Raw genomic sequence first — 12,418 nt, 5'->3', positions numbered from 1 at the left:
GACATGTCACGGATACGGGCCGCGGTGCTGGGTTCGCCCATCGAGCACTCCCTCTCGCCGGTGCTGCACCGCGCCGCGTATCAGGAGCTCGGCCTCGCCGACTGGTCGTACGACCGGTTCGAAGTCGACGAGGCCGCGCTCCCGGACTTCATCGCCGGGCTCGGCCCGGAATGGGCCGGCCTGTCGCTGACCATGCCGCTCAAGCGGGCGATCATCCCGCTGCTCGACGGGATCAGTGACACGGCCGCCTCGGTCGAGGCGGTCAACACGGTCGTGTTCACCGAGGACGGCCGCCGCGTCGGCGACAACACCGACATCCCCGGTCTGCTCTCCGCCCTCGCCGAACAGGGCGTGGGCAAGGTGGAGTCCGCCGCGATCCTCGGCGCCGGCGCCACCGCCTCCTCGGCGCTCGCCGCGCTCGCGCGGATCTGCTCCGGCGAGGTGACCGCGTACGTACGCTCCTCCGCCCGCGCCGCCGAGATGCGGGAGTGGGGCGAGCGGCTCGGCGTGGACGTCCGCACGGCCGACTGGTCGCGGGCGGCCGAGGCGCTGGCCGCGCCGCTGGTCATCGCGACCACCCCGGCCGGAGCCACGGACGAGCTGGCCGGCTCCGTTCCCACGGCCCCGGGCACCCTCTTCGACGTGCTGTACGACCCCTGGCCCACCGCGCTGGCCGCCGCCTGGTCCGGCCGCGGCGGCAAGCTCCTCGGCGGCCTGGACCTGCTGGTCCACCAGGCCGTGCTGCAGGTCGAGCAGATGACCGGCAGCCCCGCGGCGCCCCTGGCGGCCATGCGGGCCGCCGGAGAGCGGGCCCTCGCCGCCCGATAGGCTTCCCGGTCGGGACAACGGGGACCTTGGGGGGCCAAGTGGACGAGATCGGCACGGATCAGGTGTTGGCGTCGAGGTGGGACGCCGCGTACGCGGTGGGTCTCTTCTTCCGCAGCCTGCTCAGCTCGTGGCCGCTCTGGGTCAAGCTGACCATCGGCGCCCTGGTGGGTGGCGCGGTCTGCTGGGAGGGCTACCGGTGGTGGTCCCGGCGCCGGTCCGCCGTCCGATAGCTGGACCGAGGGCGGTGTACCGGCGCGGACATGGGAGGATCGGGTGAAGGCGGGTCCGGGCCGCGCACCCGGTCGCGCCGTCGCTGAATCAGGCGCGAGCATGAGGAGCATCGTTGAGCAGGTTGCGTTGGCTGACGGCCGGGGAATCGCACGGCCCGGCTCTGGTAGCGACGCTGGAGGGGCTTCCCGCCGGCGTTCCGGTCACCACTGAGCTGGTGGCCGACCACCTGGCCCGGCGCCGGCTCGGCTACGGCCGCGGTGCCCGGATGAAGTTCGAGCAGGACGAGATCACGTTCCTCGGCGGTGTCCGCCACGGTCTGTCCCTCGGTTCCCCGGTCGCCGTGATGGTGGGCAACAGCGAGTGGCCCAAGTGGGAGACGGTCATGTCGGCCGACCCGGTCGACCCCTCGCTGCTCAAGGACACCGGCCGCAACGCGCCGCTCACCCGGCCGCGTCCCGGCCACGCCGACCTCGCCGGCATGCAGAAGTACGGCTTCGACGAGGCCCGGCCGATCCTGGAGCGCGCCAGCGCCCGTGAGACCGCCGCCCGCGTGGCCCTCGGTGCCATCGCCCGGTCCTTCATCAAGGAGGTCGCCGGCATCGAGATCGTCTCCCACGTCGTGGAACTGGCCGCCGCCAAGGCCCCGTACGGCGTCTACCCGACCCCCGCCGACGTCGAGAAGCTCGACGCCGACCCGGTGCGCTGCCTCGACGCCGACGCGTCGAAGGCGATGGTCGCGGAGATCGACCAGGCCCACAAGGACGGCGACACCCTCGGCGGCGTCGTCGAGGTGCTCGCCTACGGCGTGCCCGTCGGCCTCGGCTCGCACGTGCACTGGGACCGCCGCCTCGACGCGCGCCTCGCGGCCGCGCTCATGGGCATCCAGGCCATCAAGGGCGTCGAGGTCGGCGACGGCTTCGACCTGGCCCGCGTACCCGGCTCGCAGGCGCACGACGAGATCGTCTCCACCCCCGAGGGCCTGCGGCGCACCTCCGGCCGCTCCGGCGGCACCGAGGGCGGTCTGACCACCGGTGAACTGCTGCGCGTCCGCGCCGCCATGAAGCCGATCGCGACCGTGCCGAAGGCCCTCGCGACCGTCGACGTGGCGACCGGCGAGGCCACCGTCGCGCACCACCAGCGCTCCGACGTCTGTGCCGTGCCCGCCGCGGGCATCGTCGCCGAGGCCATGGTCGCCCTGGTGCTGGCCGACGCCGTCGTCGAGAAGTTCGGCGGCGACTCCGTCCCCGAGACCCGCCGCAACGTGCGGTCGTACCTCGACAACCTGCAGATCCGGTGACCGCCGCCCCCGCGACCGGCCCCCTGGTCGTCCTCGTCGGCCCCATGGGATCCGGCAAGTCCACCGTGGGCGAGATCGTCGCGCACCGGCTCGGCGTCTCCTACCGGGACACCGACGCCGACATCGTCGCGGCCCAGGGCCGGGAGATCTCCGACATCTTCGTGGACGAGGGCGAGCCCTACTTCCGTGCGCTGGAGCGGGAGGCCGTCGCGGCCGCCGTCGCCGGGCACGACGGAGTCCTCGCCCTCGGCGGCGGCGCGATCCTCGACGAGGAGACGCGCGCCCTGCTGGCCGGGCTGCCCGTCGCCTACCTCTCGATGGACGTGGAGGAAGCCGTACGGCGCGTGGGCCTCGGCGCCGCGCGCCCGCTGCTCGCCGTCAACCCGCGCCGCCAGTGGCGCGAGCTGATGGAGGCCAGGCGCCCCCTGTACACCGAAGTCGCGCGCGTCGTGGTGGCCACCGACGACCGCACCCCCGAAGAGGTCGCGCAGGCGGTCCTCGACGCTCTGGAGTTGAAGAACGCATGACAGACCAGGTGACGCGGATCCAGGTCGGCGAGAGCGCCGGGCACGACGCGTACGAGGTGCTGGTCGGCCGGCAGCTGCTCGGCGAGCTGGGCTCCCTGATCGGCACGAAGGCCCAGCGGGTCGCGGTCATCCACCCGGAGGCCCTGGCCTCGACCGGGGAGGCGCTGCGCGACGACCTCGCGGCGCAGGGCTACGAGGCCGTCGCCATCCAGGTGCCGAACGCCGAAGAGGCCAAGACGATCGAGGTCGCGGCGTACTGCTGGAAGGCCCTGGGGCAGTCCGGCTTCACCCGCACCGACGTCATCGTCGGCGTCGGCGGGGGAGCCACCACCGACCTCGCGGGCTTCGTCGCGGCCTCCTGGCTGCGCGGCGTGCGCTGGATCGCCGTGCCGACCACCATCCTGGCGATGGTGGACGCGGCCGTCGGGGGCAAGACGGGCATCAACACCGCCGAGGGCAAGAACCTCGTCGGCGCCTTCCACCCGCCGGCCGGCGTGCTCTGCGACCTGGCAGCGCTGGAGTCGCTGCCGGTCAACGACTACGTCAGCGGCCTCGCCGAGATCATCAAGGCCGGATTCATCTCCGACCCGGTGATCCTCGACCTGATCGAGGAGGACCCGGAGGCGGCCCGCACGCCCGCCGGCCCGCACACGGCCGAGCTGATCTGCCGCTCCATCCAGGTCAAGGCGGACGTGGTCTCCAGCGACCTCAAGGAGGCGGGGCTGCGGGAGGTCCTGAACTACGGGCACACGCTCGCGCACGCCATCGAGAAGAACGAGCGCTACAAGTGGCGGCACGGCGCGGCCGTTTCGGTCGGCATGCTCTTCGCGGCCGAGCTCGGCCGGCTGGCGGGCCGCCTCGACGACGCGACGGCGGACCGGCACAAGGCGGTCCTCGCCTCGGTGGGGCTGCCGCTGACCTACCGCGGCGACCAGTGGCCCAAGCTGCTGGAGACGATGAAGCTCGACAAGAAGTCCCGGGGCGACCTGCTGCGCTTCATCGTCCTGGACGGGCTGGCCAAGCCGACCGTCCTGGAGGGCCCGGACCCGGCCGTCCTCGTGGCGGCGTTCGGCGAAGTCACGGCCTGATCGGGGCCTTCGCTTGATCGAGTGACCCGCCGGAGCTCCCGGGTCATATAACGTTCTCGCATCAGTCGGGCCGGAACGGGACGGGGTTGGCAGCGGATGCAGCACGGAGTGGGTGGCGGGAGCTGGGATCCGTCGGGGCGTCAGCACTCGGCGGCGCCCCCGCAGCCGCCGGTCCCCCCGGCGCAGGGCTGGCCCGTTTCCCCGGTGCCCGCGCCCGCGTCCCTGCCCGTCCGGCATCCCGGGGCCCCCGGGATGCCGGACGGGTCCACCGGGCACATCCCGCTGCCGCCCGCCGTCGCGGGCACCGGCGGAGCCACCCTCGCGGTGCTGCTGATCGGTCCCGCGGGCGCCGGCAAGACCACCGTGGCCCGCCACTGGGCGGCCACCCGGCCGGTCCCCACGGCGCACGTCAGCCTGGACGACGTACGGGAATGGGTGTGCTCGGGGTTCGCGGACCCGCAGGCCGGCTGGAACGACCACTCCGAGGCCCAGTATCGCCTCGCCCGCCGCACCTGCGGCTTCGCCGCCCGCAACTTCCTGGCGAACGGCATCTCCTGCATCCTCGACGACGCGGTCTTCCCCGACCGCCCCGTGGTGGGCCTCGGCGGCTGGAAGCGCCACGTCGGGCCCGCGCTGCTGCCCGTCGTCCTGCTGCCCGGCCTGGAGATAGTCCTGGAGCGCAACGCGGCCCGCTCCGGGAACCGGCGGCTCTCCGACGAGGAGGTCGCGCGGATCCACGGCCGCATGGCGGGCTGGTACGGATCCGGGCTGCCGATCATCGACAACTCCCACCTGGACGTCGAGGGCACCGCCCGCGCCCTGGACGAGACCCTGGCCCGCGCCATCTCGGCGCCGGCCCACTGAAGCCCGGGCCCGCTGAAGCCCCGGCCCACTGAAGCCCCGGCCCGCTGAGGCCCCGGCCCTCCGAAGCCCCGGCCGCGTCCTCGTACGGCCGCGCTCACCAGGCCGGATGCGCCCGCCGCTCGTAGGCTCGGAAGCATGTCAGACGTGTACGCGGCCCGCCGGGGCCTGCTTCGCGACCGCTGTGCGGCCGCCGGAAACGCCGCCGCACTCATCACGCGTCCGGCGAACGTCCGCTACCTCTCCGGGGCGTCGCCGCTGGGCGCCGTCCTGCTGGTCGGACCGGGCGGGGAGGACATGCTGTTCTGCGCCGGGCAGCCCACCGGGGAGGCCGACGAGGGACGGCTCGACGAGAACCTGCGGATCTCCGTGCTGGCGGGCCCGGGAGCCGATCCCGCCGTCGCCGCCGCCGACCTCGCCGCTTCCGCGCGCGCCGACTCCCTCGCCGTCGAGGAGCACCACCTCACCGTGGGCCGGCACCGCGCCCTGCGCTCCGTGGCGCCCGGACTGCGCCTCGCCGACCTCGGGACCGCCGTCGAGCAGCAGCGCCTCGTCAAGGACGAGGAGGAGATCGCCTGCCTGCGGATCGCCGCCGAGATCGCCGACCAGGCCCTCGGCGAGCTGCTGGAGTCGATCCTGGTGGGCCGCACCGAGCGGCACCTCGCCCTGGAGCTCGAACGCCGCCTCGTGGACCACGGGGCGGACGGCCCGGCCTTCCCGACCTCCGTCGGCACGGGTCCGCACTCCGGTCGCTCCCGGCACCGGCCCTCCGACCGACGGGTGGAGGAGGGCGACTTCCTCTCCGTCTGCCTCGGCGCGAACTACCGGGGCTACCGCTGCGAGATCGGCCGGACCTTCGTCATCGGCACGACCCCCGCCGACTGGCAGATCGAGCTGTACGACCTCGTGTTCGCCGCCCAGCGGGCGGGCCGCGAGGCCCTGATGCCCGGGGCCGCCTACCGAGACGTGGATCACGCCGCCCGTTCCGTGCTGGACTCCGCGGGACACGGGGAGGCCCTCGCGGCGTGGACCGGACACGGCGTCGGTCTCGAAATCGACGAGGACCCGCAGCTTGCACCTACGGCCATGGGTAAACTGGACGCTTGCGTGCCGGTCACCGTCGAACCGGGGGTTCACCTCCCGGGCCGGGGCGGTGTCAGGATCGATGACACGCTCGTCGTACGCCCCGAGGCGGACGGCGGTCCCGAGCTACTCACCATTACGACCAAGGAGCTGCTCGCGCTCTAGCCCGCATCGCCGGGCTGTGCGCGCACCCGTGGTCTTCCAGTGCAGGAGATTCCCAAACCGTGGCTTCCACGAACGACCTCAAGAACGGCATGGTGCTGAAGCTCGACGGGGGCCAGCTCTGGTCCGTCGTCGAGTTCCAGCACGTCAAGCCCGGCAAGGGCCCGGCCTTCGTGCGCACCAAGCTGAAGAGCGTCATGTCCGGCAAGGTCGTCGACAAGACGTTCAACGCCGGCACCAAGGTCGAGACGGCCACCATCGACCGCCGCGACATGCAGTTCTCCTACATGGACGGCGAGTACTTCGTCTTCATGGACATGGAGGACTTCGACCAGCTGATGGTCGACAAGAAGGCCGTCGGCGACTCCGCCAACTTCCTGATCGAGGGCTTCACCGCCTCCGTGGCCCGCCACGAGGGCGAGGTGCTCTACGTAGAGCTCCCGGCCGCCGTCGAGTTGACCATCCAGCACACGGACCCGGGCGTCCAGGGCGACCGCTCCACCGGCGGCACCAAGCCGGCGACGCTGGAGACCGGCCACGAGATCCAGGTCCCGCTCTTCATCAACACGGGCGAGAAGATCAAGGTCGACACCCGCACCAGCGACTACCTCGGCCGGGTGAACAGCTAACCGTGGCTGCCCGGAGCAACGCGCGCAAGCGCGCTTTCCAGATCCTGTTCGAGGCCGACCAGCGCGACGTGTCCGTGCGCGAGGTCCTCGCGGACTGGATCCGCCACTCGCGGTCGGACACCGACCGCCAGCCCGCGGTGAACGAGTTCACCATGGAACTCGTCGAGGGGTACGCCGACAAGGTGGACCGCATCGACGATCTGATCGCCACCTACGCGGTGGACTGGGACCTGGACCGCATGCCGGTCGTGGACCGGAACATCGTGCGCCTCGGTGCCTACGAGCTGATCTGGGTGGACGACACCCCGGACGCCGTGGCGATCGATGAGGCCGTCCAGCTGGCCAAGGAGTTCTCCACGGACGAGTCGCCCTCGTTCGTGAACGGACTGCTCGGCCGCTTCAAGGACCTCAAGCCGAAGCTGCGTCGCAGCGAGAGCTGACCCGCGCCGGACCGGCGCGGACGAAAGGGCCCGCAGCGCACGCGCGCTGCGGGCCCTTTCGTCGTGCCGGTCCGGGTCGTGCCGGGTCGTGCCGGGTCGTGCCGGGTCGTGTCGGCCCGGGCCGGCTGGGTCCGCGGATCCGGGACGGGACGCAAAAGACCGGCGGGGCGCCGGGGGCCTCTCGCGGCCGCCCAGCGCAAGGCTGGGGTCCGGCTCGGCGCGTGGACCAGCCTGGTGTACGCCTCCGCCAGAGCGGTCGTCGTCCTGCCCACCGTGAACTCGTTCGAGTCGATGGCGCGGACGGGCTGAACCTCGTAGGCGGTGCCCGTGAGGGATCGGCGGGGTGGCGGACGTTTTGAACTCCAGCGCTCCGGACCGCCGGAGCCCGCGAGCAGGGGGACCCCGCGATGACCACCCGTCACATCGACTTCGAGCGGCTGCACAACTTCCGCGACCTCGGGGGCTACCGCACGGCCGACGGCGCCACCGTCGCGTGGGGCGCCCTGTACCGCGCGGACTCGCTCGGCAAGCTCGCCGGCGCCGACTGGGACCGCTTCCTGGACCTCGGCGTCCGCACCGTCATCGACCTGCGCTACCCGTGGGAGGCGGACGCGAAGGGCCGCATCCCGGAGCCCGAACGGTTCACGTACGCCAACCTGAGCATCGAGCACCGGCCCTACGACCAGGCGGAGATCGATCCGGACCTCGACCCGTGGCGGTTCCTCGCGGACCGGTTCGCGGAGGTCGCCGAGGACGGCGCGGCCGAGATCCGCCAGGCGATCGAACTGCTCGCCGAGGGCCCCGGCCCGGCCGTCTTCCACTGCACCTCGGGCAAGGACCGCACCGGCCTGATCGCCGCGCTCGTCCTGACCCTCCTCGGCGTGGACGAGGAGCAGATCCTCGCGGACTTCGCCCTGACCGAGCTGGCCACGGACCGCCTGAAGGCCGACTGGCACACCGCGCACCCGGGCCGCACCATGCGCTGGCCGGCGTACGGCCGCGCGCCCGCCGAGATCCTGCGCCTGACCCTCGCGGACCTCGGAGCCCGCCACGGCTCGGTCGAGGCCTACCTCACCGAGGCGGTCGGCATCACGGCCCCCACGAGGGCCGCCCTGCGCACCCGCTTCCTGACGGCCTGACGGCCTGACCGCCTGGCCGCCTGGCCGCCCTGTCTCCTGGCCGCCTGACGGCCTGGCCGCCTGGTCTCCCGGCGGGTCAGCGCTCGCGGCTGCCGTGGAGCACCGCCCGGGACCAGGAGGTCAGTTGGCGCAGCATGCCCTCCGTGCGCGGGCGGGCGGCCGGCACGAAGGGCAGCACGAGCAGCGCCGGAAGGAACGCGAGGGTGACCAGGGTCAGGGGGACCAGCGCGAAGAGGACGATGAGCGCCCGCTGGAGCCGGCGTACGGAGTGGGCGAGACCCGGGGGGACGGACATCTGGAGGTTCCTCTCGTCGGTCGGTGTGACAGGTCCGAGAGTCCGCGCCGCGGGATACTTGCGACAGCGGTCAAGAGTTGCCGGAACGGCGGCAACGGAGCGGGGGCCTTCATGGACGATCTGCCCGGCCGAAGCCGGAACTCCTCGGAGGTCGAGCGGGGCGCGGCGCCCGAAGTTGTCACGCTCGGCAAGACGTTGACAGGCCTGTTCAACGGGCTGGGCGTGACGCAGAAGGTCTACGGAGTCCGCGTCGGCCTCGACAACACGACGGTCTCCCGCTACTTGGGCGGCAACCGGGTGCCGCCCAAGCCCTTCATCGAGCAGCTCGTGCGCGAGGTGGAGGGCGAGTTGGGCCTCCCCCTCCAGGAGAGCGCCAAGGAGACCGTCCACCAGCAGTACCTCGCCGCGCTCAAGGTGACGAGCAGGAGCGGCGAGTACGAGCTCGCGGTCATGCGCGACGAACTGGAGCTCGCCAAACGGGAGGTCGCGCGGGAGCGCCGCACCGTCGAGTCCCTGCACCTGCTCCTCGACAGCAAGGAGGAAGAGGCGCAGGGGCTGAAGGTGGACGTACAGCGCCTCGCTCTGGACTGGGCGCGGGAACGCTCCACCACGCAGAGCGCCGCCGCCGGCTTGAGGAAGGCCTACGAGGATTCGGCCGGGCAGGCGGACTCCTTGATGGAGCAGATCAGGGAGCTGAAGGCCCAGCTCGGGGAGGCCGAGGCCAGGCGGGAGACGGCGGAGGGGCGCAGCGCGTCCTTGCGGGAAGAGGTCCGCCACCTGGAGGGCCTGCTTGCGGAGCGGGTGGCGGAGCGGGTGGCGGGGCCGGTTGCGGGGCCGGCGTCGCTCGAGGAACTGAAGGCGGAGTTCGCGGCCGGCGAAGGCCGCCCGGCGGTGGAACTGGCACGCCAGTTGACCGACGCGGCGTGGAGTCGGCCGGTGGCCGAAGTGATCGAGATCTACTCCTGGCTGCGGACGACCCGCACCCCGCACCAAGTGGCCCAGTTCTGCGGTGATGTGGCCCGCCTGCGGGATCTCGACGAGAGCGTCGACTTCCTCGCGGCCACCTGTCCGGAGGCTTCCAGGCAGACGGTCGCGAGCATGGTGGAGGTGATCGCTTCCCGGATCGACCCCGGCAACGTCAGTCGGGTGTGCGGCCGGTTGGGGGACGTCCGTACCGGGTGGTCCGCCGTGGCCGCGGACTCGGTGATGAGCACCTTCGGCACCCCCGCCCTCCGTCCGCGGATCCCGCAGTCGGAATACGTCTCGCTCCTCACCGCGATACGGCCCGAGGACCGGTATCCGCGGCCGACGTCCACGGGGATGCGCCTGGACTCCCTCGGGGCGGGCCAGGACCCCGGCAGAACCCCGAAAGCCCTGCTGGACGTGGCCGCGGCGGGCTGGGAAGAGCTGGCGCTCACCGCGCTGGCCGTCCTCGTCAGCCGCAGGGGAGCCCGCGGGACCGCTCGCCTCCTGGACGAGATCGGTGTTCCGCAGGCCGGGCACTTGATCCGTTTCGCCGCGGCCGCGAGGCACGAACCGATTCGCCTCCCGCAGGCACCCGTCGTTTCCGTCGCGGCCCTGTTGGCCGACGCCCTGTTCTCGGGCAGCACGATTTCGCCCTGGTTCTTCCGGCTCCACGACGCCCTCGGCGACAGCGGCAACCTGGATCAGCTCAAGCATTCGGAGATCATCACGGTGCGCAAACTCGCGACGGAGCCGTAGGGCGTCAGCGGGCCCGCTCGACCCGTCGTTCGACCCACACCGGTTCGGTCGTCTCGCGGAGGAGGCCGTCCGAGCCGAAGACCAGGAAGCGGTCGAAGGAGCGGGCGAACCAGCGGTCGTGGGTCACGGCCACGACCGTGCCGTCGTACGCCTCGAGGCCCTCCTGGAGGGCCTCCGCGCTCTCCAGGTCGAGGTTGTCCGTCGGCTCGTCCAGCAGCAGCGCGGTCGTCCCCGCCAGCTCCAGGAGCAGGATCTGGAAGCGGGCCTGCTGGCCGCCCGAGAGCCGGTCGAAGCGCTGCTCCGCCTGCCCGGTGAGCTCGTACCGGCGCAGGACGGACATCGCGGCGCCGCGGTCCTGGGACTGCTCGTTCCACAGGATGTCCAGGAGGGTGCGCCCCTCCAGCTCGGGGTGGGCGTGGGTCTGCGCGAAGTGGCCGGGGACGACCCGCGCGCCGAGCTGCCACTTCCCGGTGTGCGCGACCTCCTCGCCGGCGAGGAGCCGCAGGAAGTGCGATTTCCCGGAGCCGTTGGAGCCGAGCACGGCGACCCGCTCCCCGTAACTGACCTCCAGGTCGAAGGGCTTCATCAGCCCGGTCAGCTCCAGGCCCTTGCAGGTGACCGCCCGCACCCCGGTGCGCCCGCCGCGCAGCCGCATCCGGATGTCCTGCGCCTTCGGGGGCTGCGGCGGCGGCCCGGCCTCCTCGAACTTGCGCAGCCGGGTCTGCGCGGCCGCGTACCGCGAGGCCATGTCGTGGCTGACGGACGCCGCCTGCTGGAGCGTGGCCACCAGCTTCTTCAGCTGGGCGTGCTTCTCGTTCCAGCGCCGGCGCAGCTCCTCGAAGCGGGCGAACCGCTCCGTACGCGCCTGGTGGTACGTGCCGAAGCCGCCGCCGTGGACCCAGACGTCGGCGCCGCCCGGGCCCGGTTCGACGCTGACGATCTTCTCGGCGACGCGGGCGAGGAGTTCGCGGTCGTGGGAGACGAACAGCACCGTCTTGCGGGTCTGGCGGATCTGCTCTTCGAGCCAGCGCTTGCCGGGCACGTCGAGGTAGTTGTCGGGCTCGTCGAGCAGCAGCACCTCGTACGGTCCGCGCAGCAGCGCCTCCAGGATCAGGCGCTTCTGCTCGCCGCCGGACAGGGTGCGCGCGAGCCGCCATTGCGCCTTCTCGTACGGGATCCCGAGCGCGGCCATGGTGCACATGTCCCAGACGGTCTCCGCCTCGTACCCCTGCACCTCGGCCCAGTCGGCGAGCGACTGGGCGTACCGCATCTGCGCGGCCTCGTCGTCGACCGTCATGACCCGCTCCTCCGCGGCGTCGACGGCCCGCCCGGCTTCCCGGATGCGGGCCGGGGCGACGGCCAGGAGGAGGTCGCGGACCGTGCGCTCGTCGCGGACGCTGCCGACGAACTGGGGCATGACGCCGAGTCCGCCGCTGACGGCGACCGTGCCGCCGTGCGGCTGGAGTTCGCCGGCGATCAGGCGCAGGAGCGTCGTCTTGCCGGCGCCGTTGGGCCCGACGAGGGCCATGGCGGCCCCTTCGGGCACACGGAACGAGACATCGCCCAGCAGTGCCCGACCGTCCGTCAGATAATACTCAAGATGCGCAGCTTCAAGATGCCCCATGATCGGGAATTCTCGGCGATCCGGGCTCTCGCGCGCAACACATTTTCCCGGCGGGGTTTTTGCGAAACCAGCCACATCCAGACAAGGAATCGGCCATTCCCGGCCGTCTTGACCGATGCGGCATAGACGCTCATTCCGGCCACTCGCTAACATCCAGGTGCCGGAGCACATTCACTCCGGACAACGCGGCAACATCAATTTCCACAAGAAATGAGGAACCGTGGAGAAGGCCAAGAAGACCGAAACCGTCACCCCCGAACTCACCCCGAAGCCCGTCCAGGAGCAGGACCGCGTGAGTGCGCGGGAGAGCATCGAGCTGCGCGTCACCGACCTGAGCAGCCCCGCGATGGTCGCGGGGCTCGCCCGCCGTTGTTGATCCGCCACGCGTGACGAAATAGCCCGGAGCGAGGAACACAAGGGCTGTTTTGTCACCACATCCTCCCCGTGGAACACCCTCCACGGGGAGGACGTCGCTTCCGGCCCGGTCTCATG

The 12,418-nt window shown here is 72.1% G+C and carries 14 protein-coding genes; 12 read left to right on the top strand and 2 right to left on the bottom strand.

Annotated elements, in window-relative coordinates; genetic code table 11:
• Positions 1–3 precede the first annotated feature (3 nt).
• The 10 genes from DRB89_RS08200 (at position 4) to DRB89_RS08155 (ending at position 8,285) form a co-directional block, all read left to right on the top strand.
• Positions 4–828, top strand: coding sequence for a shikimate dehydrogenase (locus tag DRB89_RS08200; RefSeq protein ID WP_112446805.1), 825 nt, complete (start codon positions 4–6; stop codon positions 826–828).
• A 26-nt stretch (positions 829–854) separates the two neighbouring features.
• Positions 855–1,058, top strand: a complete 204-nt coding sequence (locus DRB89_RS08195; protein WP_162688506.1) for a hypothetical protein — start codon at positions 855–857, stop codon at positions 1,056–1,058.
• 113 nt (positions 1,059–1,171) lie between these two features.
• Positions 1,172–2,356 (top strand): chorismate synthase, encoded by a 1,185-nt coding sequence (gene aroC, locus DRB89_RS08190; protein ID WP_112446807.1) that lies wholly within the window; start codon positions 1,172–1,174, stop codon positions 2,354–2,356.
• A 44-nt stretch (positions 2,357–2,400) separates the two neighbouring features.
• A complete protein-coding gene (locus tag DRB89_RS08185; RefSeq protein WP_112453195.1) occupies positions 2,401–2,883 on the top strand; it encodes a shikimate kinase in 483 nt (160 codons plus the stop codon).
• A complete protein-coding gene (gene aroB, locus DRB89_RS08180) occupies positions 2,880–3,971 on the top strand; it encodes a 3-dehydroquinate synthase (RefSeq protein WP_112446808.1) in 1,092 nt (363 codons plus the stop codon). Before DRB89_RS08185 ends, aroB begins: the two co-directional genes overlap by 4 nt.
• A gap of 96 nt (positions 3,972–4,067) precedes the next feature.
• On the top strand, positions 4,068–4,835 hold the full coding sequence (locus tag DRB89_RS08175; RefSeq protein ID WP_112446809.1) for an AAA family ATPase: 768 nt from the start codon (positions 4,068–4,070) through the stop codon (positions 4,833–4,835).
• Positions 4,836–4,970: 135 nt separating this feature from the next.
• Positions 4,971–6,080 (top strand): aminopeptidase P family protein, encoded by a 1,110-nt coding sequence (locus tag DRB89_RS08170; RefSeq protein ID WP_112446810.1) that lies wholly within the window; start codon positions 4,971–4,973, stop codon positions 6,078–6,080.
• Between the two features lie 59 nt (positions 6,081–6,139).
• Entirely contained in the window at positions 6,140–6,706 is a 567-nt protein-coding gene (gene efp, locus DRB89_RS08165; RefSeq protein WP_112446811.1) for an elongation factor P, read from the top strand.
• Between the two features lie 2 nt (positions 6,707–6,708).
• Positions 6,709–7,146 carry a transcription antitermination factor NusB gene (gene nusB / locus DRB89_RS08160; RefSeq protein WP_112446812.1) on the top strand — a complete coding sequence of 146 codons (438 nt, stop codon included), beginning with the start codon at positions 6,709–6,711 and terminating at the stop codon, positions 7,144–7,146.
• A gap of 407 nt (positions 7,147–7,553) precedes the next feature.
• A complete protein-coding gene (locus tag DRB89_RS08155; RefSeq protein WP_112451862.1) occupies positions 7,554–8,285 on the top strand; it encodes a tyrosine-protein phosphatase in 732 nt (243 codons plus the stop codon).
• A 76-nt stretch (positions 8,286–8,361) separates the two neighbouring features.
• Here the strand turns inward: DRB89_RS08155 and DRB89_RS08150 are convergent, their stop codons facing one another.
• The gene (locus tag DRB89_RS08150) at positions 8,362–8,580 is read right to left on the bottom strand and encodes a hypothetical protein (protein WP_112451861.1); all 219 of its coding nucleotides are present in this window, start codon (positions 8,578–8,580) and stop codon (positions 8,362–8,364) included.
• 111 nt (positions 8,581–8,691) lie between these two features.
• On the opposite strand from DRB89_RS08150, the gene DRB89_RS08145 reads away from it, so the two are divergent.
• Positions 8,692–10,302 (top strand): hypothetical protein, encoded by a 1,611-nt coding sequence (locus tag DRB89_RS08145; RefSeq protein WP_112451860.1) that lies wholly within the window; start codon positions 8,692–8,694, stop codon positions 10,300–10,302.
• A gap of 4 nt (positions 10,303–10,306) precedes the next feature.
• On the opposite strand, the gene DRB89_RS08140 is transcribed toward DRB89_RS08145, so the two are convergent.
• Positions 10,307–11,926: an ATP-binding cassette domain-containing protein gene (locus tag DRB89_RS08140; protein WP_112451859.1), complete on the bottom strand. Its 1,620-nt coding sequence runs from the start codon at positions 11,924–11,926 to the stop codon at positions 10,307–10,309.
• 220 nt (positions 11,927–12,146) lie between these two features.
• On the opposite strand from DRB89_RS08140, the gene DRB89_RS42755 reads away from it, so the two are divergent.
• On the top strand, positions 12,147–12,302 hold the full coding sequence (locus DRB89_RS42755; protein WP_162688505.1) for a hypothetical protein: 156 nt from the start codon (positions 12,147–12,149) through the stop codon (positions 12,300–12,302).
• Positions 12,303–12,418 lie beyond the last annotated feature (116 nt).

The sequence above is a fragment of the Streptomyces sp. ICC4 genome (genome assembly GCF_003287915.1).
Lineage (GTDB): Bacteria > Actinomycetota > Actinomycetes > Streptomycetales > Streptomycetaceae > Streptomyces > Streptomyces tritrimontium.
This window is presented reverse-complemented; position numbering and strand designations above follow the sequence as displayed.

What these genes read in the sequence shown, in the direction of transcription:
- DRB89_RS08200 (WP_112446805.1), top strand. Translation starts at nt 4, where the DNA reads ATGTCACGGATACGGGCCGCGGTGCTGGGTTCGCCCATCGAGCACTCC.
- DRB89_RS08185 (WP_112453195.1), top strand. Translation starts at nt 2,401, where the DNA reads ATGGGATCCGGCAAGTCCACCGTGGGCGAGATCGTCGCGCACCGGCTC.
- aroB (WP_112446808.1), top strand. Translation starts at nt 2,880, where the DNA reads ATGACAGACCAGGTGACGCGGATCCAGGTCGGCGAGAGCGCCGGGCAC.
- DRB89_RS08175 (WP_112446809.1), top strand. Translation starts at nt 4,068, where the DNA reads ATGCAGCACGGAGTGGGTGGCGGGAGCTGGGATCCGTCGGGGCGTCAG.
- DRB89_RS08170 (WP_112446810.1), top strand. Translation starts at nt 4,971, where the DNA reads ATGTCAGACGTGTACGCGGCCCGCCGGGGCCTGCTTCGCGACCGCTGT.
- DRB89_RS08155 (WP_112451862.1), top strand. Translation starts at nt 7,554, where the DNA reads ATGACCACCCGTCACATCGACTTCGAGCGGCTGCACAACTTCCGCGAC.
- DRB89_RS08150 (WP_112451861.1), bottom strand. Translation starts at nt 8,580, where the DNA reads ATGTCCGTCCCCCCGGGTCTCGCCCACTCCGTACGCCGGCTCCAGCGG.
- DRB89_RS08145 (WP_112451860.1), top strand. Translation starts at nt 8,692, where the DNA reads ATGGACGATCTGCCCGGCCGAAGCCGGAACTCCTCGGAGGTCGAGCGG.
- DRB89_RS08140 (WP_112451859.1), bottom strand. Translation starts at nt 11,926, where the DNA reads ATGGGGCATCTTGAAGCTGCGCATCTTGAGTATTATCTGACGGACGGT.